The organism is Citrobacter freundii complex sp. 2024EL-00216 (assembly GCF_043945515.1).
Lineage (GTDB): Bacteria > Pseudomonadota > Gammaproteobacteria > Enterobacterales > Enterobacteriaceae > Citrobacter > Citrobacter portucalensis.
The window spans coordinates 218,491-232,597 of sequence record NZ_JBIMRA010000003.1 but is presented as its reverse complement, the minus strand read 5'-3'; the positions used below and the strand labels follow the sequence as shown (position 1 = coordinate 232,597).

Here is a 14,107-nt window from a genome sequence, read left to right as displayed (position 1 = left end):
GACTGCTCGGTATTAATGAATTTGAGGTTCTATGTCTGTGGTTATTAGCGATGCCTGGCGCCAACGTTTTGGCGGTACGGCACGTCTGTATGGCGAAAATGCGTTGCAGCTGTTTGCCCAATCACACGTTTGCGTTGTTGGGATTGGTGGAGTAGGGTCATGGGCGGCGGAAGCGCTGGCGCGAACCGGTATTGGCGCTATCACACTCATCGATATGGATGATGTGTGCGTCACCAATACAAACCGCCAGATCCATGCGCTGCGTGATAACGTCGGTCTGGCAAAAGCTGAAGTGATGGCGGAGCGTATCCGACAGATTAACCCGGAGTGCCGGGTGAACGTGGTCGATGATTTTGTTACGCCAGATAACGTTGCTGAATATATGAATGCGGGATTTTCGTACGTCATCGATGCGATTGATAGCGTGCGCCCAAAAGCGGCACTGATCGCGTACTGTCGGCGTAACAAAATTCCGCTGGTGACCACCGGTGGTGCGGGCGGACAGATCGATCCTACGCAGATTCAGGTCGTTGATTTGGCAAAAACCATCCAGGATCCGCTGGCGGCCAAGCTACGTGAGCGGCTGAAAAGCGATTTTGGCGTGGTGAAAAACAGCAAAGGCAAGCTGGGCGTGGACTGCGTGTTCTCGACCGAAGCGCTGGTTTACCCGCAGGCGGATGGCTCGGTATGTGCGATGAAAGCGACGGCGGAAGGGCCGAAGCGTATGGATTGCGCCTCCGGGTTTGGCGCGGCCACCATGGTGACAGCCACCTTTGGCTTTGTTGCTGTCTCCCATGCGCTGAAGAAGATGATGGCGAAGGCCGCGCGTCAGGCCTGATTGTGTCGGATGTCGCTACGCTTATCCGACCTACAGTTCGTGCAGTGTTGTAGGCCGGATAAGACGTATCTGCGTCGTCATCCGGCTTTCTGGGCCGCCTCGAGAATCGCCTCGTTCAGAGCATGTAGTCCCTGGCTACGCGAGGCGCTGAGCTGAGCGCGTAAACCCAGTTCGTCAAATAACGCCATCGGCGAACGCGCCAGTAACTCGGCTGCCGTTTTACCTTCGACCGCGGTGAGTAATACCGCCAACAGCCCGCGTACTATTCGACCTTCGCTGTCGCCGAAGAAATGCAGAGTGCCATTCTCATGAAGAGTATGCCCTAGCCAGACGCGGTTTTCGCAGCCCGCAATTTCTTTGGCCTGCGCCTTTAACGCATCCGGGAGCACCGGCAACTGCTTACCCAGCAGAATCAGCTGGCGATATTTATCTTCCCACTGAGTATGCGGGATAAAGGTATTGCGTAACGTCTCTTCGGTTACGGTTGTGCCAAACGGGTGTCCGGCGAACTGAGGGCTTGTCATTAATCCACCAATATTTCCAGCGCGCGGTCGACGGCTGCGACCAACGCATCCACATCGCTTTGGGTATTATAAGGGGCAAATGAGGCGCGTAGTGTTCCGGATACGCCGAGTTCCGCCAGCAGCGGTTGTGCGCAGTGTTGCCCCGCGCGCAGCGCAATGCCATATTCGGCCAATAGAGTGACCATATCGCTGTGATGAACACCCGCGAAATCAAAGGCTAACAGACTGGAGTCCTGGCAGCGGAAGGAACGAAAGCCAGGGCGTTTCGCGAGGGCATCTTCTGCCAGCGTCGCCAGACCCCGGCTCCAGTTTTCGGCCTGCGCAACGTCGACGTCCGCCAGCCATTCGAGCGCCGCGCTTAGCCCGATAACGCCTGCAACGTTAGGCGTACCGGCTTCCAGCTTCCATGGTGCGGGCTGAGTGGTGAAACCGTCAAAACTGACTTCGCTAATCATCTTACCGCCCCCAAGCCAGGGAGACATGGCTTCCAGCAGTTCCGGCTTACCGTACAGCACGCCAATACCGGTGGGGCCATATAGCTTGTGGCCTGAAAACGCATAGAAATCAATATCCAACTGCTGTACATCGGCAGGGTAATGCACAATCCCCTGGGCACCATCAACCATCACCACCATGCCAGCCGCATGGGCGAGCGTAATGGCGCGGACCAGATCCGGGCAGCCACCGGTGACGTTCGACATTTGCCCGAGCGCCAGAATGCGGCTGCGCGGGGTGATGAGCTGCGTGAGGCGCTCAACGTCTGGCAATAAATGGGGGGTGAGTGGGAGTTTGACAACCTTAGCCCCCGTTTGCTCCGCGACCATCAGCCAGGGAACGAGGTTGGCGTGATGTTCCGCTGCGCTAACGATAATCTCATCACCCGGTTGAAGGCGTGGACGCGCATAGCTTTGGGCAACCATGTTGATCGCTTCCGTTGTGCCGCGGGTCCAGACGATGGTTTTGTCATCCGACGCATTAATCAGGTGTGCGACTTTTTCCCGCGCGGCTTCATAGCGTGCGGTCAGGCGCTGGGCTTCAGCAAACTGGCTGCGATGGACGTTCCCGGCACTCAGGCTATAAAACTGATGGGTAGCCTCAATGACCGCCTGTGGCTTTAGCGCCGTAGCAGCGCTGTCGAGATAGACGCCAGCATCGTTGAGTGCGGGAAATTGTGCGCGAAACTGCGCGGGGTTAAAAGCGTTCATGGTATTCCTCAGTTCAGTAAACCGATCGTGGCGCAAAAAGGGCATTGATACAAGGGTTGTGCTAACCATCGGAATACTCTGGATATCCTGGCAAAGCCCGTTCAGTGTCTTATGCTAAATAGCGTTAGGCGAACAATTTTGCCTGTTACGGAGTATGTTTTTAATAGCATAAATCGCTTTAAGGAGAAGAAGATGAAAAAGACTGCCGCCATTATTTCTGCCTGTATGCTGACTTTTGCCCTGAGCGCCTGTTCTGGTTCGAATTACGTGATGCACACCAATGATGGTCGATCAATCGTAGCTGATGGTAAACCACAGACCGATAATGAGACGGGGATGATTTCGTATAAAGACGCTAACGGCAACAAACAGCAGATTAACCGCACTGACGTGAAAGAGATGGTAGAACTGGAGCAATAATAGCCGGTCGGCCATCGACGAAACGTGGACAAAAAAAAGCACCGCAATTTGGCGGTGCTACATTAATCACTATGGACAGACAGGGTAAATGTACAGGAAGTGAAAAAGGGTAGCTTTGCTACCATGGTCTGAATCGCAGACCAATTGCAAACACAACAACACAACATCACAACCGTAAGCCAAAAGCCCACCAGAACACGCATTCCGATAAAACTTTTCGTTCCGGCTTCAGGAAGTGCCGCCACTATAGGTATTTGCTGGTAGAACCTCAACGGACAATTTATAATGGCTCAGATAAAAAAAACTAATAGGTTACAGCCTGTTAGCTAATTGTTAAATTCATTTAACATCAAAGCCTAAAAGTCATGTCAAAACGATTACCACCCTTAAATGCGTTACGTGTTTTTGATGCTGCAGCGCGTCATTTAAGCTTTACTCGCGCAGCAGAAGAGCTTTTTGTGACGCAGGCCGCAGTAAGTCACCAAATCAAGTCACTTGAGGATTTTTTGGGGCTAAAACTGTTTCGTCGACGCAATCGATCTTTGCTGTTAACGGAAGAAGGTCAAAGCTACTTTCTCGACATTAAAGAGATTTTTTCGCAATTAACCGACGCGACGCGTAAACTTCAGGCACGCAGTGCAAAAGGTGCGCTTACCGTTAGTTTATTGCCCAGTTTTGCGATCCAATGGCTGGTGCCCAGACTCTCTAGCTTTAACTCAGCTTATCCGGGAATCGATGTCAGGATCCAGGCGGTGGACCGTCAGGAAGACAAACTGGCTGATGATGTTGATGTGGCGATTTTCTACGGACGCGGCAACTGGCCGGGTCTGCGCGTTGAAAAATTGTACGCAGAATATTTATTGCCGGTCTGCTCTCCGCTGTTGCTTACCGGTGATAAACCGCTAAAGACACCGGACGACCTGGCAAAACACACTTTATTGCATGATGCGTCGCGGCGAGACTGGCAAGCCTATACGCGCCAGCTTGGCCTGAATCATATCAACGTGCAGCAGGGACCTATCTTCAGCCATAGCGCCATGGTGCTACAGGCTGCAATCCATGGACAGGGGATCGCGCTGGCTAACAACGTCATGGCGCAGTCCGAAATTGAAGCCGGACGTCTGGTCTGTCCGTTTAACGATGTTCTGGTCAGCAAAAACGCATTTTATCTGGTTTGTCATGACAGTCAGGCAGAACTGGGTAAAATAGCCGCCTTCCGTCAGTGGATTCTGGCGAAAGCGGCCACGGAACAAGAAAAATTCCGCTTTCGTTATGAACAATAATTTACGTAGGGTATTCAAATGACCAGCCGTTTTATGCTGATTTTTGCCGCCGTAAGTGGCTTTATCTTTGTGGCGTTGGGCGCCTTTGGGGCACATGTTCTGAGCAAAACCCTCGGTGTTGTTGAAATGGGGTGGATTCAGACCGGCCTTGAGTATCAGGCGTTTCATACGCTGGCTATCTTTGGCCTGGCCGTCGCCATGCAACGGCGCATTAGTATTTGGTTTTACTGGAGTAGCGTGTTTCTGGCATTAGGTACAGTGCTGTTTAGCGGCAGCCTGTATTGTCTCGCGCTCTCTCATTTACGCCTGTGGGCGTTTGTTACCCCTGTCGGCGGCTTCAGCTTCCTCGTAGGCTGGGCGCTGATGTTAGTGGGCGCTATTCGATTGAAACGTAAGGGCGTTAGCCATGAATAAGGTTGTATTGTTGTGTCGCCCAGGTTTTGAAAAAGAGTGCGCCGCAGAAATTACGGATAAAGCAGGACGCCGGGAAATCTTCGGTTTTGCCCGCGTGAAAGACAATGCGGGTTACGTCATCTTCGAATGCTATCAGCAGGACGATGCTGAAAAGTTAGTGAAAGAGCTGCCGTTTAGTTCGCTGATTTTTGCTCGTCAAATGTTTGTGGTGGGCGAGCTGCTGCAATACTTACCGCCGGAAGATCGTATTACACCGATCGTTGGCATGTTGCAGGGCGTGGTGGAAAAGGGTGGCGATCTGCGAGTAGAAGTTGCCGACACCAATGAAAGCAAAGAGCTGGTTAAATTTTGCCGTAAATTTACCGTACCGTTGCGTGCAGCGCTGCGCGAAGCGGGCGTACTGGCAAAGTATGAAACGCCAAAGCGTCCGGTGGTTCACGTCTTCTTTATCGCCCCTGGCTGTTGTTATACCGGCTATTCCTGGCCTGACAATAACTCACCGTTTTACATGGGGATTCCGCGTCTGAAGTTTCCAGCCGATGCGCCGAGCCGTTCAACGCTCAAGCTGGAAGAAGCGCTGCACGTGTTTATCCCTGCCGATGAATGGGATGAGCGTCTGGCGAACGGAATGTATGCGGTGGATTTAGGCGCCTGCCCGGGCGGATGGACCTATCAGCTGGTTAAACGCAATATGTGGGTTTACTCCGTGGATAACGGTCCGATGGCGCAAAGCCTGATGGATACCGGACAGGTCACCTGGCTACGTGAAGACGGATTTAAGTACCGTCCGAATCGCAATAACATTTCGTGGATGGTCTGTGACATGGTGGAGAAGCCGGCGAAGGTTGCCGCGCTGATGGCACAATGGCTGGTCAACGGCTGGTGTCGTGAGACGATCTTCAACCTCAAGCTGCCGATGAAAAAACGCTACGAAGAGGTATCACAGAACCTGGCTTACATTCAGGCCCAGCTTGATGAACATGGTGTAAATGCCCAGATTCAGGCGCGTCAGCTGTATCATGACCGTGAAGAAGTAACCGTTCACGTACGTCGTCTGTGGGCTGCCGTCGGCGGTCGTCGCGACGAGCGATAAGGCTACAACCCAGGCCGGATGGCGGCATAATTGCCCTATTCGGCCTGGATTGCTTCAATCAGCTGTGTATCTGAAACAATATGCGTCACATCATCCAGATGCCCAATTCTGGCCTCTCCCGAACGATTAAATTTACTTTTATCGATCAGTAATAAAGACTGCGATGCACGCTTAAGCAGAATGGATTTGAAGTCTGCGTTGGTTGCATTTGAGTCCCAGAGCGCACCGTCGCTGTCGATCCCTTCGCAGGAAAAAATAAACAGGTCAATCTCGAGTGGTTTTAGCTGCGAGATAAGCGAGGGATTAACGTAGCAACCGTATTTGCGCTCAAGGCGACCGCCGGAGCTGATAAGCTGAATCTGTTCACGTTTAGCCAATTCCTGGCAGATGGGCTGGCTGTTGGTAAAAACGTGAATGTTGATGTCCGGTAATTGTCGCGCCAGATACCAGCAGGTAGAGCTGGCGTCTAAGGCAATCACCATACCTTCTTCGATCCAGGCCAACGCTTCACGGGCGATATCCGCTTTGTGCGCATAGTGGCTTTTGAGTCGAATATGAAATGGGTCACCGCTGTCCTGATTTTCCCGGTGAATAACTTTGGCCCGACCGTGGTTGCGTAACACTTTTCCCTGGGTCTGTAACTCGCTGAGATCGCGGCGGATGGTCTCTTTGCTGACGTTAAGCTGCAAAGCCAGGGCTTCGGTTGTCAGGCTTTTGTGGTTAGTAAGCAGATCTACGATTGCCTGCTGGCGCGCCGCTTTCATGTTCTGATCCTCATCTTATGATGAATGCCCGTACCTGACGGGCATTCTGACCAGAGATTACGGCGTTACCCCTTTTTTTAAAAGAATATTCCCGTACTTTGCCCGCTCTCCTGTGATAACGATCGCAAACGCCTTTTGTGCTCGTTCGTAAAAGGCAAAGCGGTCAATACGCGTGATGTCCGGGCAGGGGGGCTGTATTGAAAGTGCCTGACGATAGCGAGCCTCAACGTCAGGATCGAGAGTGTCGCCTTCAACCGCAGCCATCATCACCAGCGGTGGGGCGTAGCTGTCCAGTTCAAATAGCGGAATAAGCGCCCGCAGCAGATCGCTGACCAGCAGACCGTCAGCGCGGATGACCTGTGGCCCCATGCTGTTGGCCGGGAAGTGGGCATCGGAAAAGATAATCTCATCGCCGTGTCCCATTTCGGCCAGCACTTTCAGTAAGTCGGGGGAAATTAAGGGAGATATCGTTTTAAGCATGTTACTCGACTCCTGTGAGTTCGGATTCGGTTTGCGGATAGAAGTAACGGTACTGATAGCGCACCTGTTCGCGCGCCTGCTCCGGGGAGGTAAATTCCCCGATGCCTGACCAGGCAAACATTGCGGCGCCTGCCACGGTGGTTTCGGCATCATCCAGCACTTTGACAGGGATCCCGAGAACGTTCGCTTTGATTTGGTTCCACAAGATGTTGCGGCTGCCCCCGCCAACTAATAGCAGTTCAGTGGCCTGGAAATGGCCGATTTTTTCCAGCGTTTGCAGATTCCGCTGCAGTTGTTCTGTCAGTCCTTCCAGCGCGGCGCGATAAAAGTGTCCACGGGTAGTATTGAGGGTAACCCCTTGCCAGCCCGCATTCTGACAGGCCAGGAGGTCGCAGTGCATCTTCACCCCTTCGGCACCAGCGGGAATATCCCGAGCTTCATCAATCAACGTTTGCCAGGGCGTGTCCGCGGTCCATAACAGCTTTCGAACCCATTCAAGCACGCCGGAGGCCAGCCACTGCATACCGGGATTGTTAAGCCCAGCCTGACTATCCAGCTCACAGGTGGAGCCCGCATAATGACTGAGCAGGGAGGTGTTTACCTGCGCACTGCGTACCATCAAAATTTCCCATGTGCCGGAAGAGAGTACTGGTTCATCCTGTTGGGCTCCTGCGCCAAATAGCGCAAACTGTGTGTCGTGTCCGGCAGAGATGACTGGAATACCCTCTGGAAGTCCGAGCTGGCTGGCGGCCTCGCGTTGCAGTACCCCAATTTGTTCGCCTGCTTCAACCAGACGCGGGAACAGGCGACGCGGTATGCCTGTTGCCTGCAAAATGTCCTGGCTGAAATCACGTTGCTGGATATCCAGCATCTGGCTGGTTCCCGCCATGGTGATGTCAGTTGTGAACTCGCCGGTTAAACGTTGGTTGATAAGCGACGAGATAAACAGCCAGGCGTGCGCCTGTTCCAGTAATTGCGGGTGGTTCTCTTTCAGCCACACCAGTTTGTACAGCGTATTGAAGCTAAACGCCCCAACGCCGGAGATTTCCTGCAGTTGCTGCGGTGACATGTAGCGATGGATATTCTCCATTACCGCTGCGGTACGTGGGCATTTCCAGCTGATCACCGGGTACAGTTGTTTGCCGTTCTTATCCACCAGCGCGCCGTCCACGCCGAAGGTGGTGACGGCGATCCCGCGAATTTGGCAGGCGGCCAATTGTGAGGAAAGCCGCTGACAGCAGTCGGCAAAGCGTTGCAGAATGGCCTCCAGCGACCATTGGTGCCAGGCACTGTTTTCTGCGGCGATGTCACTGGCGTTCGGGGTCGCTGCGCGGGCGACAATCTTCCCCTGTCGGTCAACGGCAATGGCCCGTACGTTGGTCGCGCCACAGTCGAGAACCAGAATAACCTCTTGTTTCATAATTGCTCCTGGGAGATTACCTATTACCTGATGGCGGCTTCGCCTTATCCGGCCTACAAAACCGTGTGCTTCGTAGGCCGCGCCGCCATCAGGCAATCGCTCGATGTTTAACGCTTATACAGCGGACCGTAGTTCTGACAAGCGCGGTAATCCTGACCTTCCGTATCCATACCGTGGGCGGCCCAGGAGGAAGGACGATAAATTTTCTCGTCTTCCACGTTGTGCATGCACACCGGGATACGCAGCATGGCAGCCAGAGTGATAAAGTCCGCACCTACGTGACCAATTGTCAGCACCCCGTGGTTAGCGCCCCAGTTAGCCATGACGGAATAGACATCGCTGAACGGGCCCTTGCCGGTTAAGCGCGGAGCAAACCAGGTGGTTGGCCATGTGGAGTTGGTACGCGCATCAAGCTGGTCGTGCATATCTTTCGGCAATTCCACGCTCCAGCCTTCCGCGATTTGCAGCACCGGTCCCAACCCTTTGATGATGTTGATACGGCTCATGGTGAACGGCACACCGCCTTCAGTCAGGAAGCGAGATGAGTAACCGCCCCCGCGGAAGTATTCGTGAATAGCCGGGCACCATTCGGTTGCCGCCAGGCATTCATCCGCCTCTTTCTGCGAGATTTCCCAGTGTGGTTTCATGGTCGGTTTACCTTCGCTGTCGCGCTGTTTGCAGGAACCGTCCAGTGCCGCAGAACCGGAGTTAATCAAGTGAATGATGCCGTGCTCAGCAAGGCCGGTCAGCGGTTTACCCGTCACGCGTTCAACCGCCTCTGGCGACCAGTAGGTGCGCACATCGGCAAAGACCTGGGCCGTGCCGGTGAGTTGATGGCCGAACAGCATCGCTACGCCGTTCAGGCTGTCGTTTTCGGTTGCGACAACGAACGGTTCACGAACGCCATTCCAGTCAAAGGAACTGTTGAGCAACGCTTCGGCGGTATCGCCATTTGGGTATTGATCGGTCCAGTGACGTTGCCCCTGGAAGCCCGCGGCGATCGCGTTATAGCCCAGGGATTCTTCGACCAGACCTTTGTCTGCCAGCTTTTTGTTACCCTGCATCATGTCGCGAATGCACATAGCCATCAGCAGGCTTTCTTTCAGCACTGCGCGGCTTTGTTCAGCGTTACGCTTATATTGCTGCGCGTTCTGATCTTCGCCGTAGCGGAAGTTTTTGTCCGCCCACGCCAGCGCCATTTCCAGCTCGGTTTCATCATAGATTTTCTGGTCAATGCGACGACGCAGCTCGGTCATATCAACCGCCTGCACCTTCATACCCAGCCAGGATTCAAAGAAGTTATGGTCGACGATAGAACCGGCGATGCCCATTGATACACCACCGACAGACAGGTAGCTTTTCCCTTTCATACTGGCGACCGCTAAGCCGGCACGGGCAAAGCGCAGCAGTTTTTCTTCAACATCGGCAGGGATAGATGTGTCGTCTGCATCCTGTACGTCATGACCATAGATGGAGAAGGCAGGAAGGCCTTTTTGGCTGTGAGCTGCCAGTGCGGCGGCCAGGTAAACCGCCCCCGGACGTTCCGTGCCGTTGAAGCCCCAGATCGCTTTCGGGCGCATCGGATCCATGTCGATGGTTTCACTGCCGTAGCACCAACATGGGGTAACGGTAATCGTCACGCCAACATTCTGGCTGCTGAATTTTTCTTCACAGGCTGTGGATTCCGCCATGCCGGCGATACAGGTATCGGCAATCACACATTCAATTTGTGCGCCGCAGGCATGACGAAGTTTTTCAGTGATAAGCGCTGCGGTAGCTTTAGCCATATTCATGGTTTGCTCTTCGAGCGACTCACGTACACCCATACGACGTCCGTCAATAACCGGGCGAATACCAATTTTTGGTAAGCTGATTTTTTTCATCACAGATTCCTCACGTTATTCGGATAAATATTCAGTTGGCTGCCGTTTGTGAACGGAAGCGGGCAAAAATAAAGATGATGGCGAAGCAAAGCGCCGGGACCAGTTCAGCGGTCGGGATATTGCCAGCGGCATCGCTGACAAAGCCCATCACCGGGGTCACAATGCCGCCGCCAATGATGGTCATGACGATAAAAGACGAGCCGTATTTGGTGTCTTGTCCCAGATTTTTGATCCCCAGAGAAAAAATGGTTGGGTACTGAATCGACATAAATGCGCTGCACAACGTCAGGGCCAGCAGGCCGATCTGGCCACCGGTGAAGGCGGAAATCAGGCACAGAATCATGGCAAGCAGGGCATATGCGGCCAGCACTTTATGCGGCGCAAAGCGACTGATAAGCCAGGTGCCGGAGAAACGACCGATAAAGAAGCACACCATGGTGCCGGTCAGGTAGTTGGCGGCGAAACCTGGCGTCATGCCTGGGATCTCTTCGATTGCGTAGCGAATCAGGTAGCTCCAGCAGGCAGTTTGTGCACCGACGTAGCAGAACTGCGCCAGCACCGCCCAACGCCAGTGGCGAATGCGCACCAGGCGGGAAAGGGACGCGGAGAATGAACTCTGAGCGTTGTCACTGTGATCGTCACTTTGCAGGGTCGGAAACTTGGTAAACATGATCAGCAGGGCGACCAGCAAAACGACCGCGACGATGATCATATAAGGGGTTTGAACCGATAACACCAGGCTGTGCTTGTAGGCGCTTAGCTGTTCTGGCGCCATCTTATCGAGTACGTCTTGAGATTGATGTGGCACATTAGACAAAATAAGACTTTGCCCAAAAACAACCGCAATAATGGCACCAAATGAGTTAAAAGTTTGCGCGAGATTTAATCGGAAGTGACCGCCGCTTTCCGGGCCCAGTACGGTTACAAAGGGGTTGGCAGCCGTTTCCAGACAACCTAAGCCCGCCGCAATAATAAATAGTCCAATCAGGAATAAGGTGTAATTCATTACCTCAGCCGCTGGCCAGAATAATGCTGCACCGATGGCATATAAGAATAATCCGGTAATAATGCCTGCTTTATAACTTAGTTTTTTCATCAGGATCCCGGCTGGGATTGGAATGACGAAATAACCAAAATAAAAAGCAGATTGAATCAGGCCAGCCTGAAAGTTTGTTAATGTAAAAGCTTGCTGAAATTGTGGTAATAAAATGTCATTAAGATTATTGGCAACCGCCCAAAGAAAAAACAGTGAACAGAGTAACGCGAAGGGAATGACATAATTTTTTGTCTGCCCCCGCTCTACCGCATGAAAACTTTGTGTTTGTATTGATGTGTTTCCCATAGCATCCTCATCAGTTCATAAGCATGTTCAACAGCTTAAGAGTACGATTGGTGATTTTTACCAACCTGCTAATCCAGGTGAGTTCCGGTAACCTGCCAGATAAAATTGGCCTTCATGAATGAACTCATGAATTCATTTTCAAATAAAAACCGGCCATTAATATGATGGTGGTCACATTTATGCTCAGGGTGTGGGTTTATGTGATTATCATCACTTTAATTTCTTTAAAACAATGACCGTTTGAGAAAAATAAATTAAAAAGCCACAGGGATAATGCCCGAATTAATTAGTTAAGTGGAAAACGGGCAATGATAACATTTTATTTGCAAATGACCGTTTTACAATGGTTTTATTAAGAACGGACATTTTGCAATTGTAATATTATGCCTGCATGTTTTTATTCAGCGTTATTAGTTGATGAACATCACAAAATCCAGTGCTAAAAATTCCCTTCTCTTTATTCAGCATGATGATAGTTAGCAAATACCCGCTTAAATCAACAGAGCGTCGAGGTATTAGCAATGTTCTGTTGTCGCATTTTGACTCACTGAGAGAGGTAAGTAATGGAACGAAATACGCTGGCACGGCAGATTATCAATACCTGCCTGGAAATGACCCGTCTGGGGTTGAATCAGGGGACTGCGGGTAATGTAAGTGTGCGTTACCAGGACGGGATGTTAATTACCCCGACGGGTATTCCGTATGACAAACTCACCGAATCCCACATTGTGTACATCAACGCTGAGGGGCAGCACGAAGAAGGGAAATTACCTTCCAGCGAGTGGCGGTTCCATATGGCCGCTTATCAGACGCGTCCCGATGCTCAGGCGGTGGTCCATAATCATGCCGTGCATTGTACTGCTGTTTCTATTCTCAATCGGCCAATCCCGGCAATCCATTACATGATTGCGGCGGCTGGCGGTAACTCAATTCCCTGTGCGCCATATGCGACGTTTGGTACGCGTGAGCTTTCCGAGCACGTTGCGGTAGCGCTGAAAAACCGAAAAGCAACGCTGTTGCAGCATCATGGGCTGATCGCCTGCGAGGAAAATCTGGAAAAAGCCCTGTGGTTAGCGCATGAAGTGGAAGTGCTGGCGCAGCTTTATCTCAGCACGCTGGCGATTACCGATCCGGTTCCGGTACTGGACGATGAGGCTATTGCTATTGTGCTGGAAAAATTCAAAACATATGGATTGCGTATTGAGGAATAGGAGATAAAACGATGGCGAACAGAATGATTCTGAACGAAACGGCATGGTTTGGCCGGGGAGCTGTTGGCGCATTAACCGATGAAGTTATTCGTCGTGGTTATCGCAAAGCATTGATTGTGACTGATAAAAATCTGGTGCAGTGCGGCATTGTTGAGAAGGTGACTTCCCGAATGGATGCTGCAGGTCTGGCATGGGAAATCTATTCAGGCGTTATTCCTAATCCAACCATTGCGGTAGTGCAGGAAGGATTGAGTGTCTTTCAGCAAAGCGGCGCAGACTATCTGGTCGCCATTGGCGGTGGCTCCCCGCAGGATACCTGTAAAGCGATTGGCATTATTAACAATAACCCGGAGTTTGCGGATGTACGCAGCCTTGAAGGGTTATCGCCGACACGCTTCCCGAGCGTGCCAGTTATGGCTATACCAACCACTGCGGGAACGGCGGCGGAAGTGACCATTAACTACGTGATCACTGACGAAGAGAATCGGCGTAAGTTTGTTTGTGTCGATCCACATGACATCCCGCAGGTGGCGTTCATTGATGCTGACATGATGGACGGCATGCCTGCTGCATTAAAAGCGGCTACTGGCGTAGATGCACTGACTCATGCCATTGAAGGCTACATCACGCGGGCTGCGTGGGCGCTTACCGATGCGCTGCACATTAAAGCCATCGAAATTATTGCCGGGTCATTACGCGGTTCCGTTGTGGGTGACAGCCAGGCGGGGGAAGCGATGGCTCTGGGCCAGTACGTTGCCGGGATGGGTTTCTCCAACGTAGGTCTGGGATTAGTGCATGGCATGGCACACCCGTTAGGCGCGTTCTACAACACGCCGCACGGCGTCGCGAATGCCATTTTGCTGCCACACGTGATGCACTATAACGCCGAATTCACCGGGGAAAAATTCCGCGATATCGCCCGGGTAATGGGGGTTAAGGTTGAAGGACTGACGCTGGCAGAGGCACGCAAAGCGGCGGTGGATGCCGTCTTCGCCCTTAATCGCGATGTAGGTATCCCACTGCATCTACGCGATGTTGGCGTCCGTAAAGAGGATATTCCTGCGCTGGCGCAAGCCGCATTTGACGATGTTTGTACCGGGGGAAATCCGCGTGAAGCGAGCCTTGGAGATATCGTTGAGCTGTACCATACCGCCTGGTAATCACCTGGCGTTTATCTGGCCTACAGGGTTGTACAATAAGTAGGCCGGATAAGCGCAGCGCCATCCGGAA

14 protein-coding genes are annotated in these 14,107 nt (G+C 52.4%); 7 read left to right on the top strand and 7 right to left on the bottom strand.

Annotated elements, in window-relative coordinates:
- The first annotated feature begins 31 nt into the window (after nucleotides 1-31).
- A complete protein-coding gene (gene tcdA / locus ACHHZ7_RS05415) occupies nucleotides 32-838 on the top strand; it encodes a tRNA cyclic N6-threonylcarbamoyladenosine(37) synthase TcdA (RefSeq protein WP_003825630.1) in 807 nt (268 codons plus the stop codon).
- 77 nt (nucleotides 839-915) lie between these two features.
- On the opposite strand, the gene csdE is transcribed toward tcdA, so the two are convergent.
- Nucleotides 916-1,362, bottom strand: coding sequence for a cysteine desulfurase sulfur acceptor subunit CsdE (gene csdE, locus ACHHZ7_RS05410; protein WP_060683303.1), 447 nt, complete (start codon nucleotides 1,360-1,362; stop codon nucleotides 916-918).
- Nucleotides 1,362-2,567 (bottom strand): cysteine desulfurase CsdA, encoded by a 1,206-nt coding sequence (gene csdA, locus ACHHZ7_RS05405; protein WP_032944843.1) that lies wholly within the window; start codon nucleotides 2,565-2,567, stop codon nucleotides 1,362-1,364. The genes csdE and csdA overlap by 1 nt, the downstream gene beginning before the upstream one ends.
- 192 nt (nucleotides 2,568-2,759) lie before the next feature.
- Here csdA and ACHHZ7_RS05400 point away from each other — a divergent pair, with 192 nt between their 5' ends.
- From ACHHZ7_RS05400 to rlmM, 4 genes are all read left to right on the top strand, one after another.
- On the top strand, nucleotides 2,760-2,987 hold the full coding sequence (locus ACHHZ7_RS05400) for a YgdI/YgdR family lipoprotein (RefSeq protein WP_003825635.1): 228 nt from the start codon (nucleotides 2,760-2,762) through the stop codon (nucleotides 2,985-2,987).
- A 365-nt stretch (nucleotides 2,988-3,352) separates the two neighbouring features.
- Entirely contained in the window at nucleotides 3,353-4,270 is a 918-nt protein-coding gene (gcvA, locus tag ACHHZ7_RS05395) for a glycine cleavage system transcriptional regulator GcvA (RefSeq protein ID WP_003034035.1), read from the top strand.
- 18 nt (nucleotides 4,271-4,288) lie between these two features.
- The gene (locus tag ACHHZ7_RS05390; protein ID WP_003034037.1) at nucleotides 4,289-4,684 is read left to right on the top strand and encodes a DUF423 domain-containing protein; all 396 of its coding nucleotides are present in this window, start codon (nucleotides 4,289-4,291) and stop codon (nucleotides 4,682-4,684) included.
- The gene (gene rlmM / locus ACHHZ7_RS05385) at nucleotides 4,677-5,777 is read left to right on the top strand and encodes a 23S rRNA (cytidine(2498)-2'-O)-methyltransferase RlmM (RefSeq protein WP_003034040.1); all 1,101 of its coding nucleotides are present in this window, start codon (nucleotides 4,677-4,679) and stop codon (nucleotides 5,775-5,777) included. Before ACHHZ7_RS05390 ends, rlmM begins: the two co-directional genes overlap by 8 nt.
- Before the next feature lie 35 nt (nucleotides 5,778-5,812).
- Here rlmM and fucR read toward each other — a convergent pair whose 3' ends face one another.
- The 5 genes from fucR to fucP all read right to left on the bottom strand — a co-directional run bounded on the left by fucR (nucleotide 5,813) and on the right by fucP (nucleotide 11,666).
- A complete protein-coding gene (gene fucR, locus ACHHZ7_RS05380; protein WP_060683304.1) occupies nucleotides 5,813-6,541 on the bottom strand; it encodes an L-fucose operon activator in 729 nt (242 codons plus the stop codon).
- A 57-nt stretch (nucleotides 6,542-6,598) separates the two neighbouring features.
- A complete protein-coding gene (fucU, locus tag ACHHZ7_RS05375) occupies nucleotides 6,599-7,021 on the bottom strand; it encodes an L-fucose mutarotase (protein WP_060683305.1) in 423 nt (140 codons plus the stop codon).
- A gap of 1 nt (nucleotide 7,022) precedes the next feature.
- Complete coding sequence (gene fucK / locus ACHHZ7_RS05370) at nucleotides 7,023-8,441, bottom strand: L-fuculokinase (protein WP_008785697.1); 1,419 nt, start codon at nucleotides 8,439-8,441, stop codon at nucleotides 7,023-7,025.
- Between the two features lie 107 nt (nucleotides 8,442-8,548).
- The gene (fucI, locus tag ACHHZ7_RS05365; RefSeq protein ID WP_060683306.1) at nucleotides 8,549-10,324 is read right to left on the bottom strand and encodes an L-fucose isomerase; all 1,776 of its coding nucleotides are present in this window, start codon (nucleotides 10,322-10,324) and stop codon (nucleotides 8,549-8,551) included.
- Between the two features lie 31 nt (nucleotides 10,325-10,355).
- Nucleotides 10,356-11,666, bottom strand: coding sequence for an L-fucose:H+ symporter permease (gene fucP / locus ACHHZ7_RS05360; protein WP_008785696.1), 1,311 nt, complete (start codon nucleotides 11,664-11,666; stop codon nucleotides 10,356-10,358).
- A 563-nt stretch (nucleotides 11,667-12,229) separates the two neighbouring features.
- On the opposite strand from fucP, the gene fucA reads away from it, so the two are divergent.
- The gene (gene fucA, locus ACHHZ7_RS05355) at nucleotides 12,230-12,877 is read left to right on the top strand and encodes an L-fuculose-phosphate aldolase (protein ID WP_003825656.1); all 648 of its coding nucleotides are present in this window, start codon (nucleotides 12,230-12,232) and stop codon (nucleotides 12,875-12,877) included.
- An 11-nt stretch (nucleotides 12,878-12,888) separates the two neighbouring features.
- Nucleotides 12,889-14,037, top strand: coding sequence for a lactaldehyde reductase (gene fucO / locus ACHHZ7_RS05350; RefSeq protein ID WP_060683307.1), 1,149 nt, complete (start codon nucleotides 12,889-12,891; stop codon nucleotides 14,035-14,037).
- Nucleotides 14,038-14,107: the final 70 nt, after the last annotated feature.